The following is a 14,076-nucleotide window of genomic DNA, read 5'->3' as shown; positions in this document are numbered from 1 at the left end:
GGCTTTTCAGACGACCTCTCTCCCAGACAGCGACTGTCCTCCCGACCGTCAGGACCGTCAGTTCCGGCACGAAAGTACCGAAACACCTTCCACTCGCGCACCCGGACCCCGCTGTATGCTCCCGGGCGAGGACACCGAGTTCGGCTTCGAGTTGCGGGTGTGTCGGTGGGCCGAGCGGTCGTGGCCGCCCGGAGAAGAACGGGAGAATCCCATCGTCGTCGCCCGCCAGCTCGGCACGAAACGCCGGCGCTGGGACACCATCGTCATCGAATGCGATTCTGAAGCCGTGCGCCAGCGGGCCAACTTCGGGCACGAGGCGCTCGACTCCGACCTCCTCCACGTCGTCCGGAACGCTCCTGAAACATGGACGTATTACCGCGACTGCCTGCCCGACCCCGGCTACCCGTGGCGCTACGTCCGCGAGGCCATCCACCGGGCGAGCACGCGGGGTATCCTGGAAGAGCGCAAGGACGGCAACCGCATCCAGATTCGCCGCAAGTGGGCGTATCCCGACTGGGTAACGCGAATAATCGCCATCGAGAACAAGCCAGACCTCGACGCCAAGGCCGCCGACGCGCTGGTCGAACAGGTCCAGTACGACGTGGCGCTGAAACTCGCCGACGAGGTGTGGGTCGCCTCCCGCGCGACGGGGGAGACGGTCGAACCAGTCCTGCTGGAGGGGATGCCGGTGCAGGCTGGGATTCTGACGGTCGACACCGACGCGAACGACGCGAGCGTGGCGTGGCACGCCCGCCGCCTCGCGGTCGACGACCCGGGGACGATGATACTCGACCGGCCCGACGGCGGCGACTTCGACGCCTCGGCCGCCGAGTTCCGGTACGCCGACCCCGAGTGGAAGGCCCGGAAGCGCCTCGAGATCGCCGAGCGCGCCTACGAGCGCGGCTGGCGGTCCTTCGCGGACACGATGCGTCCGGACTGCCGGTACTTCGAGTTGCGCGAAGACGGGCCGCTGCTCCCGTGGTGTGCGGCGAAGGGGCGGTGCCAGACCGCGGGCGAGTGCTCCGGGCGATGTGGCGACTTCGAACCCGAGCCACCGGCGTGGCGGACCAGGGGGTGGCCGATTGCGGGCGGGCCGGGCACCAGACTCAAGCGACTGCTGGCGGACCGCAGACGGCAGCAACGGCCGGGACTGGAGTAGTCAGGAAGAGTGCTGGTGCGAAGAGAGTCGGTCCCGGAACTCCCGTGCGGTCAGGTCACAGACGATAGCCGGCTTGCGGGTCACGCCCGCCTTGTCGGCGCGCAGACTGCTGTCGGGGTCGTGGTCGGGTTTGCTCACCTCGAAGTCGCGGACGAACTCGTCGTCGAGGAAGTACCCTCGGCGTTCGCCACCGAAAGCCGCGAAGGTGCTCATCTTCGGCCCGGCGCGGTCGAGAAGGCCGCCGCCGAGGGCCTCGGCTCCGGAATCGCCATCGAGCAGCACGACGCGCCGGTCGTTCCTGTAGGGAAGCCCGTCGACCGCCCGCTTGGTGTGGGCGTTGTCGGGGTGGCTGGCGAGTTTCTCCCGTTTCGTGTCGGGGTCGTCGTCGGCTTCGACGACGGTCTTTTTGGCCACTGGAAACCAGCCGACAAGGTAGCGATGCAGGCGGCCCTCGTCGTCTTCGAGCCCGGCGTAGAACGCGACCGCGTCGTCGCCGTTGCTCTCGAGCGCGGCCAGCCGGTTGACGTACCCCGGCCGATGCTCGCCGTAGGTCACCGCGTCGAAGTTCGGGTCGTGGTGCGGTGGGTACGCCGCGATAGCCGCGGGGTCGGTGATCGACTCCCCGGTCCCGTCCGGGTCAGGCGTGAGGCTGGCGAGCAGGTCGGCCATCGTCCCGTCACCGGTTCGTTGCGGTATGGTTCCAAAAGTCAGTTCCTCGCGGGTCTCGCGGGTCTTCTCCGGAATCGGGACGTACTCGAAGCGGCCCGCATCGTCGACGAGTGGAACACGAGAATCGCGCAAGGAGACGTTCGTGGTGTCGGCACCGATGCCACAGCAGACGACGGTCATCAGGACGCGACGGCGACGTCGATGTCCTCACGGGCGACCGCGAGGCGGAACGTCGGGACCGTCGTGTAGATGACCTCGACGACGCCCTTGCGCCGGAGTGCCTGGAGCGCCGAGCGAACGTCGTCCGCGCTCACGTCCTCGTCCACGTCGAAGGCGTCACGGACCGCGTGGAGGACGCTCACGACGCTCTGGCCGTCCTCCTCCGGACCGGCCAGCACCTCGAAGATGTGGGCCTGGAGTTCGGGGACGCGGACCGCGGTCGGGGTCCCGTCGCCGTCCTCGTCGGCCTGCACGCCCGGCTCGACGTCGACCAGCTCTGCGGCCTCGGCGGTCGCGCGGATGAGGCTGTTGTCGTCTCGATAGTAGTACTCCTTCAGTTCGTTCTCGAGGTACTGGTGGACCTCGCTCCCGCTCTCCATACCCCACCGCTTCTGTAGCTCGCCGTTCTTCGTCGGCTGGAGTTCGACGACGTCGGCCAGACGCTCGCGAGCCTCGTCCGAGAGGGTCATTGAGCGCGGATACGCACAGCCGCTATTTGGGAGTTCTGTCTGGCGACGACTGCCCGGTCCGCAACCACACCGGGGGGTTGGCAGCAGCATAAAGGGTGTGGCATACGTAGGCACGGGCATGCCGCAGACAGTGAAACTGAACCAGCTGGAACGGCTCCTCGCGGACGTGAGCTATCCGGCGATTCGTGACGACCTCGCCGTCGACCTCGCGGACGTGACCGTCCTCCTCGCCGACGGGGAAGCGAACCTGGGCGAGCTCGTCTCGGAGACCAACAGCGACTCCTTCGACTCCGCGGACGACCTCCTGCTCGAACTGAACAACGTCCTGCCGGTCGAGGCCGTCGGCGAGCCGGGACAGTCCGAAGGCGAAGGGTGAGACGCGTGCGAGGTGTGACCGCCGTTCCAGGGATGACAGGTCCGCGAGGGGTGAAGCGGGTACCTTAAGTTTCCGCCGCGGCGTAGGACAGTGTATCAATGGAGTTCTGTGACGACTGCGGTTCCATGATGAAGACCGAGGGCGACTACTGGGTCTGTGGGAACTGCGACTTCGAGAAAGCCCGCGATGCGGTCTCTGAAGCCTCGATGGTTACGACCGAAGCCCAGGAAGTGAGCGAGGTCGTCGACGTGAGCGACGCCGAGGACAAGGGGCTGGCCAAGACCAACGCCATCTGTCCGAAGTGTGAGAACGACCAGGCGTACTGGTACATGCAACAGATCCGGTCTGCGGACGAGTCCGAGACGCGATTCTTCATCTGCACCGAGTGCGAGCACAAGTGGCGCGAAGACGACCACTGAGCGCTCGCTTGCGAACTCAGCGCTCGGGGCGCGCCTTGTAGGCCGTCCAGATACCGGGAATCCCCGCGACGAACACCGACGCGAGCAACAGCCCCGCCCAGCTGAACACGCCGATGACGTACCCGAGCACCGGCCCGGTGAGTAGCAACACGACCGCGAGGAGCGCGGGCGCACCCGTCGCGAGGATGCTCCGCCCGTGTTTGCCAACCACGGAGATTGCGACGAGACACAGTCCGAAGACGACCGCGGTCCCCTGGATGATGAACGCCACCTGGGCGACCTCAGGGTCGGCGGCGACAGCCGTCAGGAGGAACAGCGGGCTGGCGAGGAAGACGAGCCCGAGCACGCCGGCGAGGGCAGCCCCGCCACGGCCGAGTAAGACCGGGTCGAGATTGCCGAGAATCGAGGAATCGGAGTTGCTCATGCGAGTGGGTCGTCGTGTCGCCAGAAAGGAGTTTTCGTCTGCGGTGGGGTCGGCGCAACGGGAGTAGCGTGTCGCGCCGCGCGAGACGGGGTCAGTGCGTCGCGCGCCACTCGCCGTGTTTCACGCCGATGACGAGGCAGATGAGCCCGAAGACGAGCATCGACGGGGTCACCATCATCAGGACGGTCTGCGTGGTCATCATCGGTGCGGCGACGAGCGCGAGGGTGCCCACCGCGATGAGCGCGAGGAACACCAGTGCGGTCTTCTGCAGGTCGAATTCCATGCGCGAGAGTCGGGGCTGGAGGGGGATAATCGCAGCGGAGGGCAGAAGGTCTCGCCGGAAGAACGCTCTCAGTTCGTTGGCCGCGCCAGCTCCGCCAGCGACACCAGCACGCCCAGAATCCATCCCAGGGGAATCGCCACCCCGAGCCACATCAGCACGTAGGCGATGCCCGTGAGGTCGTACTGGGTCCGGAGGTACTCGTTGATGTCCCCGACCGCGAGGACGGTGTCGAGGAACCAGATGGCGAGAGACTCGCTCTCGGAGAACACGAGTTGGCCCAGCGCGGGCGAGTAGAACGCGGCGACGACCGGCGGGAGGAACACCGCCGTCATCCCCAGCGGGTACGCCACGAGGATGGAACTCGCGCGCCCGCCGATTCGAGAGACGGCCACGGCGAGCCCGGCCGAGACGGTCGCGACGGCGGCCGCGACGACCACCGCGATGAAGCCCGCAAAGGAGAACTGGAACCGGGCGAGCGCCGAGAGCGCCCCCCAGAGCAGCGCCACGATGACGACCGTCCCGAGAACGCCGAGGTAGTCGGCGAGGTCGTCGAAGTTGTAGGCGGCCCAGCGGACGACGGTGCCGGCCAGTGCGAAGGGGTACAGCAGCGCGACGAACAACGCGCCGATGGCGCCCCAGAGCCGGTAGGCCAGCTTCCCGCTGGCCGTCTGTGGCTTCCACTTGCCGAGCACCGACCGGTCGGCGTTTCGCTGGCGTGGGAAGACGATCTCCATCCACGTCTCGTGAAGCCGTTTCAGGTCGATGCGGAGCCCGGCGACGACACCTGCCATTGCAAGAGAGGTGCGTGCGCCCGCTGTTTACGTTTTCGGCATCCCACGATTCTGGTTCGTGAGATAACTGGTCTGGGGTCCGACTGTTCTCGGTTCTGGCCGCTGGCCTGTACAGGGGTTTTCGGTCGCTAGTCTGTACAGAGATCTCCGGTGACGAAGAGAACGTGACTCGCGCTGGTGGCGATGACCGCTACCGCCCCGGAACCGCACCACACCCTCCCCAGCCGACTCCTTCCGTTTCACTCCAGTCGTCCCTCGCGCGACTCCGACTCGCGGCCTCGCTGGCTCACGGGTCGTTCCTCCCCGTTCGCTGTCGAGGCGACTGCGTCGCCTCGCTCGGCACGCTCGCCAGCGCGCGCCAGAACGGTTGGTCAGAAAAAGAGAACCGCCGAGGCAGCGGTTGGACGCCGGTTCTACCAGGGCGCGAAGTCGGGGTCGACCACGCGGTTCTCGGTGTCGATGCCGTCGATGGTCGCGATGTCGTCCTCGTCGAGGTCGAGCGCGACGGACTGGAGGTTGTCGCGCAGGTGGGCGTCGCCTGTCGCCTTCGGGATGGCGGTGACGCCCTTCTCGCGGAGCCACGCGAGGCTGACCTGGGCGGCCGAGGCGTCGTGCTTCTCGGCGACCTCCTGGATCTCGGGGACGTCGAACACCTCGCCGCGGGCCAGCGGCGAGTAGGCGACGAGGTTCACGTCGTTTGCTTCACCGTACTCGCGCAGTTCGTCCTGCGGGAGCAGCGGGTGGCACTCGACCTGGTTGGCGAAGACGGGCGCGTCGAGCAGCTCGCGGGCCTCGTCGAGGTGTTCGGGTTCGAAGTTCGAGACGCCGACGTGCCGGATGAGCCCCTCGTCGTACAGCTCGTCGAACGCCGAGAGGGTCTCCTCGGGAGCGTAGGTGTCGGACGGCCAGTGAACGTAGAGGAGGTCGACGTAGTCGACGCCGAGACGGTCGAGGCTCTCGCGCGCGGTCTCCAGCACGTCGTCGTGCGCGAGGTTGGTTATCCAGACCTTCGTCGCGAGGAACACGTCCTCGCGCGCCACGTCGGACTGGGCGATACCCGCGCCGACCGATTCCTCGTTCTCGTACGCCTGCGCGGTGTCGATGTGGCGATAGCCCATCTCCAGGGCGTCCGCGACGCTCTCGGCGCACTGGTCGGGGTCCGTGTTCTGCCAGGTGCCGAGACCGAGCATCGGCATGTCATCTGCGAGCGGCACACGCTCCGGTGTCACCTGCTGCTGGTCGGACATGCTTGTGGGCTATGCCGAGGACGGAAAAGTGGGTTGGGGATGCGGCGAGCTACCCCGCCCACTGCCGACGCACGCAAACGCTCGTGAGAAGGTTCAGCTGATGAACTTGTTGTCGCGCCAGTTCACGCCGTTGCTCGCTGCCTTGCTCTCGTTTCGACCTTCCACGACTTCGATGGTCGCGGGACGGTCCTCGCCGTCGACGATGCGCGTCGCTTCGAGCTCGTCGTCGAGGGCCGTGATGGCCGTCAAGGTGCCCTTCTCTGCTTCGCGTGCGATATCGCAGAGGACCTTGAACATCTCGTACTGGAGGAGCGAGTTCTGGAGTACCGTCTCGCGGTCGCCCTTGAACGCGGCGAACTCGACGAGTTCGGACGGTATCTCCTCTTCTTCTTCTTCCTCGCCCCAGCGCGGTCCGCGTCGCTCGTCGGGGTCCTCCTCGTACACCCGGTTCTCCGTGACGCTCGCTTTCAGCTGCGCCGTCGGGGTGTACTTGCTCAGGCTGTTGTCGGATGCAATAGCCTTGAGAATGAGGGTGTTGTTACGGCGGGTCAGGTCGACGGATTCGATGCCGTCGGGCATTTCTGGATCGCTGTTCAGGAAGTCCCGAACTGTCTCGAGCGGCAGTTCCAGTGTGGAATGCAACCGGAATACTTGGCCGGAGTTTTCTGCTGACATAGTGAAGGGGGGTATCACGGCGCGTCGAATAGCCAACCGCTTGCCCGTACGTAGGGGCGTAGAGTTTAAATGACCTGCTGTTTATTTCAATCAGGAATCGGGAAAACTCTGGGTTCGCTTCAGTTGGTCAGTGTTTCTTCGAGTTCCCCGCGCTCCTCGAGTTCTGCGAGCACGTCGCTCCCACCGACGAACTCGCCGTTCACGAACGTCTGCGGGATGGTCTCCCAGCCGGAGTACTCCGAGAGGGCGGCCCGGAACTCCTCGAGCGACTGGAGCACGTCGACGGTCTCGTAGTCGTCGCGGTACTGTCGGATGAGCCCGAGCGCGCGGTCGGAGTAGCCACACTGGGGCATGACCTCCGTGCCCTTCATGAACAGCACGACGTCGTTGTTCTCGATGGTCTCGCGCACGGTCTCGTCGACTTCCTCCTGGGGAAGACTCTGGTTGGGGTCGAACGTCATGTAGCGGGGTAGGGAACCGGCGCGGAAAGAAGTTGCGTCGGTCGCTTCGGAATCAGCTCAGTCGTCGCTGCCGACGGTGATGACCTGGAGGAGCGAGTAGATGGGGACGCCCTCGACCTCGTCGAGTCCCTGCTTGTCCACGAGGACGCAGGCCGCGACCGGGTTGCCACCCTGCTCGCGGATGGCTTCGATGGTCTCGGTCATGGTCGTGCCGCTCGTGATGGTGTCGTCGACCACGTAGCAGTCGCGCCCGCGAATCTGTGCGAAGTTCCGGGAGAACGACCCACCGAGGTCTTCGAGGTCGCCCTCGTCCCACTGGTGCTTGCGCGGCGCGTAGGACGCGAGGTCGGTGTCGAGTTCACGCGCGATGTGGGTGGCGATGGGCGCACCCGCCTTCTCGATGCCGATGGTGAGGTCGACCTCGTCGCCCTGCTTGGCGAGGAGGTCGGCCATCGCGGAGGTGACGGCTTCGAGGCGGAAGCTGTCGCGGCCGATGGCGGACCAGTCGACGTGGATGTCGTGGGTCCCGCCGCTCGTCTTTACCGTCTCGCTGTCGGCCTGGGAGGGGGCACTGCCCGAGCGCTCGACCAGCCAGGAGGCGGTCTCTCGGGAGACGTTCAGTTCGTCTGCGATCTCGCCCTTCGACAGGCCACGCTCTGCGAGCTCGGCGGCACTCTCGATGAGGTCGTCGACGTTCTTCATATACGGTCGAATTCGATGGCAGTTTTTATAGTGCTGTCGTCGTCCGCAAAGGCCGCGTCGAGGTCATCCAGACCGTACACACCGGTGACGAGTTCGTCGAAGAACCACTCGGGGAGGTCCTGGAGGCGGTCGACAGCGGCCTCGAAGTGGCCGACGTGGGAGTTGACGCTCCCGATGAGCGCCTTGTTGTGGAGGACGAACTCACGGTGGAGTCTGCCACCGTCGATCTCGAACTCCCAGTCGGTCGGCACGCCGAGCAGCGCGCCGACACCGTTGGGCGCGAGCGCCTCGATGGTATCGAACGCGTGGGGCGCGTACCCGGTCGCCTCGTAGACGAAGTCCATCGACTCGTGCGCGCCGGGGACCGCAGAGACCGGCGTCTCGCGCGAGTCGACGTAGGTGCCGCCCAGTTTCTCGATGATATCGATGGTCGGGTCCGGTCGGTCGCGGCGGCCGAGACAGTAGGTTCGCTCGAACCCGTCGCTGGCTTCGAGCATGGCGAGCGTGAGCAGGCCGAGGCTGCCGTTTCCGAGCACCATCGCGGACTCCGGGTTCCACTCGAAGGCGGAGCGAGACGCGAACGCGTGCTCGAACGCCTTCTCGGAGATGCTGACCGGCTCGACCAGGAAACCGAGGTCGGTCATCTCTCGCGGCAGGGACACGAGGTACTCCGCGGGACTGGTGAAGTACTCGCTCATGAACCCGTGCGCGCCGACGATACCGCGCTCGAAGTACTGGCCGTCGGGAGCCATGTCCGGCTCGCCGCGCTCGAAGTACTCGTTCGGGCCGTTGGGCGCGCGTCGGACCGTCGGAACGACCACATCACCGACCTCGAGGTCGGTGCCGTTCGGGTCCTCGACCACGCCGACGGCCTCGTGGCCGATGACGAGGTGGTCGTCGTCGGCCGGGAAGCCGCCGTGCCCGCCGCTGAGCACTTCGTGGTCCGTGCCGTCGATGCCGACCCTGAGCGTCCGGACGAGCGCTTCGCCTGGACCTGGCTCCGGCCGTGGTTTCTCGATGACGACGGGTTCGGTCTCGCCCCGTCGAACTGCGACTGCTTGCATACAGAGTACGAGAACCCCCACCGACAAAAGATTTATTCTCTTGCGAGTAAACATCTGAAGTGACGGTGGATGCCACCTGACTCGCAACTCGGCAGGTGCCCCCCAACACACCCCCAACCGCGCACAGCAGGTGTCTGCAGCCACATCCCGTGCCAGCATCCACCGTTTTATCCGTGCCCTTCGAAGCACCCTATACTCATGGAACAATACGACCTGCTCTACCAGCTGTACGACGATTTCGACACCGCGACCTTGCGCGATTACCAGGAGTTCGTCGACGTGTTTCCCCCGGTGGATTCCCGCGTCGCCCTCGAACACTGGCAGGACGCGAGCGACGAACTCGAGGACCGAAAGGCGGAGGTCCGTGAGGCGTTCGCCGCCGGCGAGACCTTCGCCGAGGTGGCCGCGCGCGCCACCCGCGACCAGGCGTTCACCGCGCTCGACCTCTACTCGAAGTACGGCCGCGCCGTGAACGTCCTCGTGCTCGACGTCGACGAGACGCTGCGTTCGGCCGGGAACACCGACAACGAGATTCCCCGCGAGACGCTCCACTTGCTGACCGAGTTCCACGAGGACGGCGTCCCCATCGTCATCTGCACGGGGCAAACCTTAGAGAACGTCAAGGGCTTCATGATACAGGGCCTCGGGAGCGAGGTCGTCCACTCGGGTGACCTGAGCATCGTCTACGAGGCCGGCAACGGCGTATTCACGCCCGGCCACGGCGCAGATACGAAACAACTCCTCTACGAGGACCTCGATGAATCGGTCAGGGACGTGTTCGACGACGTGCGCGCCCGCGTCCTCACCGACGCACCCGAGAGCATTCGCCACGGCTGTCACCTGCAGGGTAACGAGTTCAACGTCACCCTCAAGCCGAACTTCGAGACCGGGAGCAAGCGGTCGCGCGAGATAATCGACGAGGCGCTCGTCTACCAGCTCGACCTCGTCGGCGAGGCGGTGGCGCGCGCGACCGACACCGACCCCGAGGCGACCGCCAACTGGTCCCGCCGGTACTACGCGAAGGCCGACCCCGAGATTCGCGGCGTCCTCGAACGTGAGGGCGGCTTCCCCGACGTGGACCTCGACGCGATGCCCGACGCGGTGCGCGATACGTTCGAGCGCATCGACGTGGCCTACTACGAGGCCGACGCGGCCGAGGTCACCAGCCTCGAACTCGACAAGGTCGCCGGCGTCGAGGCCGCCCTCGACGTGCTCGGCGTCGAGGACCCCTTCGCGCTCGTGATGGGCGACTCGAAGTCCGACCTGCGGGTGATGCGCTGGGCCGCCGAGACGGATTCCGGCATCGGCGCGGCGCCCGAACACTCCTCCAGCGACGTGCTCGACTTCGTGCTCTCGACCGACGAACTCGTCTTCGACCGCGGGAAGTCGGCGGAGATGCTGCGGACCGTCTACGCGCTGAACCGGCTGGCTGGGCTGTCATAGGTTGGGTTCTCGGAGATCTCCTGCCCGCTCTGGGGCGCTCTTTTCGCGCGAGCAGAAGACTGATTTATCGTCCACCGGAACCGTCGATTCAACGTCACACAGACAATACAATGAGTGATACCAGTCCCTCCACCACGACGCGACTCGCAGGTGTTCGACCCATGCTCCTCGGCATCGCAGCCATCCTCACCGGCGGTATCCTCGCCATCCAGGCCCTCATCATCCAGCAGACCGGGCTCCCTCCCCAGTCCCCGCTCGCGGACAGCCTCGTCAAAGGCGGCTTCGTCGTGGTCGTCCTCGGGTTCCTCTACGGTGTCCTCACCGGGAACACCGCCGGCGATAGCGACAGCGAGTGACCCCGGCAGCTCGACGAACGGAGTGATGGAACAGTTCGTCTCTCCCCATCTCGCAACCGTCAAGTGATTCCTACCCTTGAATCAGGGTAGATGCGAGCTTCGCGCCGCTCGGTCCTCGTCGTCCTCGCGCTGGTGAGCGCCGCCATCGTCGGGCGAACCCTCCTCGAAGGCGACGTCTCCGGGCTGGTCGCGGCCGTCGAGAACGACTACGTCTTCCTCCTCGCGCTGGTCGTCGCCTACCTCGTCAGGCCGTTCCTCGCGCTCCCGGTGAGCCTGTTCTCGCTGATAATCCTGCTCCGCTTTGGCTGGCTCGGGTTCCCCATCGCCATCGTCGGGACCGTGTTCACCTCCATGCCACCGTACCTGCTCGCGAAGCGCTACGACGGCGACTCCGCACTCCTCGGGCGGTTCAGGCAGCTCGGGGCCGATGCGTTCGATGCGACCGGTGACCTCCGCGGGATGATCGCCATCCGGCTCACGCCCACCCCCGCGGACGTAGTCTCCTACGGAGCCGGCCTCTCGAACGTCCCCACGGGTTCCTTCGCGCTCGGGACGGCCATCGGTATCACCCCCTGGGTGCTCATGTATATGGTCATCGTCCAGTCCGCCCGCGCCGCAACCGGCACGGCACCCGTCGACCTGCGACTGCTGGCGGTGTTCGGCGTCCTCGCAGTCGTGCTGGTCGCCCGTCCGCTCGCCCGCACGGTCCGCGGTCGATGGAACGAGCACAGCAACAATTAACTCGATTCCGTGTAATTTGTTAGCCACATGGTCAGCCACGCACCCACATCCGGCAGCGACGACCCGCTCGACATCCACGGGGTCGTCCCGCCGACGATTACGGTATTCAACGAGGACGAATCGGTCGACTACGAGCAGACGGCGGCCCACGCGGAGTACGTCGTCGACGGCGGTGCCCACGGCGTGTTCCCGCTCGGGACCAACGGCGAGGGCCCGATGCTCGGCGGCGAGGAGAGCGACCGGGCCATCGAGGCCGTCGTCAACGCGGTCGGCGGCGAGGTCCCCGTCATCGCCGGCGTCGGCACGCCCAGCACCCACCAGACGATTCGACGCGCCGAGGCCGCCGAACAGGCCGGTGCCGACGGCCTCGTCGTCGTCACGCCGTACTACTTCCCGCTCGACCACGACGCCGCGCTCCGACACTACCGCCGCGTCTGTGCCGCCACCGACCTCCCGGTGTACGTCTACCACATCCCCTCGAAGACCGGCAACAGCCTCTCGCTGGACACCGTCGACGAACTCGCAACCATCGACAACCTCGTCGGCATCAAAGACTCCAGCAAGAACGTTCCGTGGCTCGGACAGGCCATCGACGCCCACCCCGAACTCACGTTCCTCTCCGGGTCGGACTCCCTGCTGTTCCCCGGCCTCGAGGTCGGCTGTAGCGGGATGGTCTCGGCCGTCGCGAACGTCTTCCCCGAGGTCGTCGTCGACCTGTTCGACGCCTACGACGAGGGCGACGAAGCCCGCGCCCGCGAACTCCAGAGCCAGGTGTACGACATCCGCGACGCCCTCAAGCGCGGCCCGTACATGGCCGGCGTCAAGACCGCGCTCTCGCTGCGCGGCTTCGATGCGGGCGACCTGCGCGACCCCCTCACCACGATGGACGCCGAGGACACCGCCGCGCTGGAGGCGGACCTCGAAGAACTGGGCCTGCTGTAAGGCGGTCGTCCAGCCAATTTCTCGATTCCCTTTCTTTCTCTCTGGCGCGCGCCGAGGAGCGTGCTGAGCACGAGGCGACTCTGTCGCCTCGCAATGCGAAGTCGCGAGTCGGAGCCGCGCGAGGGACGAAGCGCACAGTGGAGCGAACCGTAGTGAAGCGGAACGAGCACTGGAGTCGGCTGGGGAGGGTGTGGTGCGGTGTGGTCACGGTGCGGGTGCGGTCTCCATCGCCACCAGCGCGAGTCAGCTGCTCGTGGTCCCCAACATCGATAGTACGATTCCCGCCCTGCAATCCGGAGCGACTACCGATCCCCGTCTCGACAGCGCCAGCGAACGGCACCCAAAACAGTCAATTCCCCTCCCACAGACCCGTCTCACATGAGCGACCTCATCGACCACCTCCTCTCGTTCCGGAAGGCCATCGCGGTCATCGTCGGCCTCGGCTTGCTCCTGGTGCTCCTGCTCTCGACGCTCGCACTGAACGAGACCGGGACGCTCATCGTCTACCTGCTGGTCGGCGGCGTCGTCATCATGGGGAGCGTCCTCGCGATCTACCTGCGTATCGTCGCGAAAGAGAGCGAGACCGTCCGGGACCCGCCCCCGGACTGGGAGCGCGACCGCGGTGAGTAGTCGAGTAGAGAACCGAACCGACTCAGTTCCCGTTCGTGATGTGGGTGTGTGCGCCGATGAGCGCGCCGGCGAGGTCGAGGTTGTCGAGGTGCGTGTTCTCGTCGATGATGGAGTTGCGGATGTCCGAGTCCGCGATGGTCGCGTTCGGGAAGATGACCGACCCCTCGATGTGGCTGTCCGTGATCTCTGCACCCTCCATCACGTGGACGTTCTCGCCGAGGGTCGTGTTGGCGATTTCGGCCGACTCCGCGACGTAGTTCTCGCCGCCGAGGTACCACGCGACCGCGTCGAGGTAGGAGTCGGGGGTTCCGATGTCGAACCACGCGCCCTCGAAGGTGAAGGCGTACGTCGGCTCGCGGTTCTGGAGCCACTGGATGAACCAGCCGGGCTCGTCCGGGTTGTTGTCTCCCTCGAGGTACTCCTCCAGCAGGCCGACGGTGTCGCGGGTGAAGGCGTAGCAGGCGATGGAGACCAGCGTGCTCTTGGGGTCGTCGGGCTTCTCCTGGAAGTCGACGATTCGCTTCCCGTCGAGCTCGACGAGGCCGTAGGACTTCGCGAGTTCCTTCGAGCCCACGTCGTAGGCCGCGAGACACGGCGAATCCTGTGCCTCGAAGAAGTCGACGAACTCGGAGACGTCGAAGCTGATGAGGTTGTCACCGGCGATGACGACGAGGTCCTCGTCGACACCCTCGCGGTCGACGAGCTGGGCGAGCGCGCCGATGACGCCGAACTTCTCGTCCTCCTCCGAGGTGTCCTCGACGGAGAGGGTGGGCTTCTCGAAGTCGGTCTCGGCGAGGTGCTCCTCGAACTCGGGCGCGAACTTCTCGTTCGTGCTCACGAACACCTCGTCGATGCGGTCGTCGTTTTCCAGCTCCGCGAATATCTGGTCGATGACGGTCGAGTCACCGACGGGGAGGAACATCTTGGGGCGATGTTTCGTGATGGGCCACAGTCGAGTTGCATACCCGCCAGCGAGAACAACGGCTTTCATTACTCGCGCGTTCT

19 protein-coding genes are annotated in these 14,076 nt (G+C 65.9%); 8 read left to right on the top strand and 11 right to left on the bottom strand.

Annotated elements, in window-relative coordinates; translation table 11 throughout:
- Nucleotides 1–115 precede the first annotated feature (115 nt).
- Nucleotides 116–1,159, top strand: a complete 1,044-nt coding sequence (locus ACSC1S_RS03890) for a DUF5787 family protein (protein ID WP_435363235.1) — start codon at nt 116–118, stop codon at nt 1,157–1,159.
- Here the strand turns inward: ACSC1S_RS03890 and ACSC1S_RS03885 are convergent, their stop codons facing one another.
- Together ACSC1S_RS03885 and ACSC1S_RS03880 are read right to left on the bottom strand one after the other, a co-directional pair.
- A complete protein-coding gene (locus ACSC1S_RS03885) occupies nt 1,160–2,008 on the bottom strand; it encodes an Nmad3 family putative nucleotide modification protein (RefSeq protein ID WP_435363234.1) in 849 nt (282 codons plus the stop codon).
- Nucleotides 2,008–2,517 (bottom strand): DUF5797 family protein, encoded by a 510-nt coding sequence (locus tag ACSC1S_RS03880; RefSeq protein WP_435317549.1) that lies wholly within the window; start codon nt 2,515–2,517, stop codon nt 2,008–2,010. Before ACSC1S_RS03880 ends, ACSC1S_RS03885 begins: the two co-directional genes overlap by 1 nt.
- A 118-nt stretch (nt 2,518–2,635) precedes the next feature.
- On the opposite strand from ACSC1S_RS03880, the gene ACSC1S_RS03875 reads away from it, so the two are divergent.
- Nucleotides 2,636–2,893 carry a DUF5789 family protein gene (locus tag ACSC1S_RS03875; RefSeq protein WP_435363233.1) on the top strand — a complete coding sequence of 86 codons (258 nt, stop codon included), beginning with the start codon at nt 2,636–2,638 and terminating at the stop codon, nt 2,891–2,893.
- A gap of 98 nt (nt 2,894–2,991) precedes the next feature.
- Complete coding sequence (locus tag ACSC1S_RS03870) at nt 2,992–3,312, top strand: transcription factor S (protein ID WP_435317546.1); 321 nt, start codon at nt 2,992–2,994, stop codon at nt 3,310–3,312.
- A 16-nt stretch (nt 3,313–3,328) separates the two neighbouring features.
- Here ACSC1S_RS03870 and ACSC1S_RS03865 read toward each other — a convergent pair whose 3' ends face one another.
- The 8 genes from ACSC1S_RS03865 to ACSC1S_RS03830 all read right to left on the bottom strand — a co-directional run bounded on the left by ACSC1S_RS03865 (nt 3,329) and on the right by ACSC1S_RS03830 (nt 8,959).
- Nucleotides 3,329–3,736, bottom strand: a complete 408-nt coding sequence (locus ACSC1S_RS03865; RefSeq protein ID WP_435363232.1) for a hypothetical protein — start codon at nt 3,734–3,736, stop codon at nt 3,329–3,331.
- A gap of 91 nt (nt 3,737–3,827) precedes the next feature.
- Nucleotides 3,828–4,019 (bottom strand): DUF7333 family protein, encoded by a 192-nt coding sequence (locus ACSC1S_RS03860; protein ID WP_261650502.1) that lies wholly within the window; start codon nt 4,017–4,019, stop codon nt 3,828–3,830.
- 68 nt (nt 4,020–4,087) lie between these two features.
- Nucleotides 4,088–4,810 carry a hypothetical protein gene (locus ACSC1S_RS03855; RefSeq protein ID WP_435317544.1) on the bottom strand — a complete coding sequence of 241 codons (723 nt, stop codon included), beginning with the start codon at nt 4,808–4,810 and terminating at the stop codon, nt 4,088–4,090.
- Nucleotides 4,811–5,223: 413 nt separating this feature from the next.
- On the bottom strand, nt 5,224–6,057 hold the full coding sequence (locus tag ACSC1S_RS03850) for an aldo/keto reductase (RefSeq protein ID WP_435363231.1): 834 nt from the start codon (nt 6,055–6,057) through the stop codon (nt 5,224–5,226).
- Nucleotides 6,058–6,150: 93 nt separating this feature from the next.
- Nucleotides 6,151–6,732: a DUF7110 family protein gene (locus tag ACSC1S_RS03845; RefSeq protein WP_435363230.1), complete on the bottom strand. Its 582-nt coding sequence runs from the start codon at nt 6,730–6,732 to the stop codon at nt 6,151–6,153.
- 119 nt (nt 6,733–6,851) lie between these two features.
- Entirely contained in the window at nt 6,852–7,193 is a 342-nt protein-coding gene (locus ACSC1S_RS03840) for a glutaredoxin family protein (RefSeq protein ID WP_435363229.1), read from the bottom strand.
- Nucleotides 7,194–7,250: 57 nt separating this feature from the next.
- On the bottom strand, nt 7,251–7,895 hold the full coding sequence (gene gfcR, locus ACSC1S_RS03835) for a transcriptional regulator GfcR (RefSeq protein WP_435363228.1): 645 nt from the start codon (nt 7,893–7,895) through the stop codon (nt 7,251–7,253).
- Nucleotides 7,892–8,959, bottom strand: a complete 1,068-nt coding sequence (locus tag ACSC1S_RS03830; protein WP_435363227.1) for a glucose 1-dehydrogenase — start codon at nt 8,957–8,959, stop codon at nt 7,892–7,894. The genes gfcR and ACSC1S_RS03830 overlap by 4 nt, the downstream gene beginning before the upstream one ends.
- Before the next feature lie 198 nt (nt 8,960–9,157).
- Between ACSC1S_RS03830 and ACSC1S_RS03825 the strand changes: the two genes are divergently transcribed.
- The 5 genes from ACSC1S_RS03825 to ACSC1S_RS03805 all read left to right on the top strand — a co-directional run bounded on the left by ACSC1S_RS03825 (nt 9,158) and on the right by ACSC1S_RS03805 (nt 13,071).
- A complete protein-coding gene (locus tag ACSC1S_RS03825; protein ID WP_435363226.1) occupies nt 9,158–10,402 on the top strand; it encodes an HAD family hydrolase in 1,245 nt (414 codons plus the stop codon).
- A gap of 161 nt (nt 10,403–10,563) precedes the next feature.
- A complete protein-coding gene (locus tag ACSC1S_RS03820) occupies nt 10,564–10,758 on the top strand; it encodes a hypothetical protein (RefSeq protein WP_435317538.1) in 195 nt (64 codons plus the stop codon).
- A 90-nt stretch (nt 10,759–10,848) separates the two neighbouring features.
- Nucleotides 10,849–11,499: a TVP38/TMEM64 family protein gene (locus tag ACSC1S_RS03815; protein WP_435363225.1), complete on the top strand. Its 651-nt coding sequence runs from the start codon at nt 10,849–10,851 to the stop codon at nt 11,497–11,499.
- A gap of 27 nt (nt 11,500–11,526) precedes the next feature.
- The gene (locus ACSC1S_RS03810) at nt 11,527–12,441 is read left to right on the top strand and encodes a dihydrodipicolinate synthase family protein (RefSeq protein ID WP_435363224.1); all 915 of its coding nucleotides are present in this window, start codon (nt 11,527–11,529) and stop codon (nt 12,439–12,441) included.
- Between the two features lie 378 nt (nt 12,442–12,819).
- Nucleotides 12,820–13,071, top strand: a complete 252-nt coding sequence (locus ACSC1S_RS03805) for a hypothetical protein (RefSeq protein WP_435363223.1) — start codon at nt 12,820–12,822, stop codon at nt 13,069–13,071.
- 22 nt (nt 13,072–13,093) lie between these two features.
- Here ACSC1S_RS03805 and ACSC1S_RS03800 read toward each other — a convergent pair whose 3' ends face one another.
- Nucleotides 13,094–14,062 (bottom strand): nucleotidyltransferase family protein, encoded by a 969-nt coding sequence (locus ACSC1S_RS03800; protein ID WP_435363222.1) that lies wholly within the window; start codon nt 14,060–14,062, stop codon nt 13,094–13,096.
- Nucleotides 14,063–14,076: the final 14 nt, after the last annotated feature.

It is taken from the genome of Haloarchaeobius pelagicus (genome assembly GCF_051207375.1).
Classification (GTDB): Archaea; Halobacteriota; Halobacteria; order Halobacteriales; family Natrialbaceae; genus Haloarchaeobius.
This window is presented reverse-complemented; position numbering and strand designations above follow the sequence as displayed.

Coding starts and splice junctions, on each gene's coding strand:
- ACSC1S_RS03890 (WP_435363235.1), top strand. CDS start 116: ATGCTCCCGGGCGAGGACACCGAGTTCGGCTTCGAGTTGCGGGTGTGT.
- ACSC1S_RS03885 (WP_435363234.1), bottom strand. CDS start 2,008: ATGACCGTCGTCTGCTGTGGCATCGGTGCCGACACCACGAACGTCTCC.
- ACSC1S_RS03880 (WP_435317549.1), bottom strand. CDS start 2,517: ATGACCCTCTCGGACGAGGCTCGCGAGCGTCTGGCCGACGTCGTCGAA.
- ACSC1S_RS03875 (WP_435363233.1), top strand. CDS start 2,636: ATGCCGCAGACAGTGAAACTGAACCAGCTGGAACGGCTCCTCGCGGAC.
- ACSC1S_RS03870 (WP_435317546.1), top strand. CDS start 2,992: ATGGAGTTCTGTGACGACTGCGGTTCCATGATGAAGACCGAGGGCGAC.
- ACSC1S_RS03865 (WP_435363232.1), bottom strand. CDS start 3,736: ATGAGCAACTCCGATTCCTCGATTCTCGGCAATCTCGACCCGGTCTTA.
- ACSC1S_RS03860 (WP_261650502.1), bottom strand. CDS start 4,019: ATGGAATTCGACCTGCAGAAGACCGCACTGGTGTTCCTCGCGCTCATC.
- ACSC1S_RS03855 (WP_435317544.1), bottom strand. CDS start 4,810: ATGGCAGGTGTCGTCGCCGGGCTCCGCATCGACCTGAAACGGCTTCAC.
- ACSC1S_RS03850 (WP_435363231.1), bottom strand. CDS start 6,057: ATGTCCGACCAGCAGCAGGTGACACCGGAGCGTGTGCCGCTCGCAGAT.
- ACSC1S_RS03845 (WP_435363230.1), bottom strand. CDS start 6,732: ATGTCAGCAGAAAACTCCGGCCAAGTATTCCGGTTGCATTCCACACTG.
- ACSC1S_RS03840 (WP_435363229.1), bottom strand. CDS start 7,193: ATGACGTTCGACCCCAACCAGAGTCTTCCCCAGGAGGAAGTCGACGAG.
- gfcR (WP_435363228.1), bottom strand. CDS start 7,895: ATGAAGAACGTCGACGACCTCATCGAGAGTGCCGCCGAGCTCGCAGAG.
- ACSC1S_RS03830 (WP_435363227.1), bottom strand. CDS start 8,959: ATGCAAGCAGTCGCAGTTCGACGGGGCGAGACCGAACCCGTCGTCATC.
- ACSC1S_RS03825 (WP_435363226.1), top strand. CDS start 9,158: ATGGAACAATACGACCTGCTCTACCAGCTGTACGACGATTTCGACACC.
- ACSC1S_RS03820 (WP_435317538.1), top strand. CDS start 10,564: ATGCTCCTCGGCATCGCAGCCATCCTCACCGGCGGTATCCTCGCCATC.
- ACSC1S_RS03815 (WP_435363225.1), top strand. CDS start 10,849: ATGCGAGCTTCGCGCCGCTCGGTCCTCGTCGTCCTCGCGCTGGTGAGC.
- ACSC1S_RS03810 (WP_435363224.1), top strand. CDS start 11,527: ATGGTCAGCCACGCACCCACATCCGGCAGCGACGACCCGCTCGACATC.
- ACSC1S_RS03805 (WP_435363223.1), top strand. CDS start 12,820: ATGAGCGACCTCATCGACCACCTCCTCTCGTTCCGGAAGGCCATCGCG.
- ACSC1S_RS03800 (WP_435363222.1), bottom strand. CDS start 14,062: ATGAAAGCCGTTGTTCTCGCTGGCGGGTATGCAACTCGACTGTGGCCC.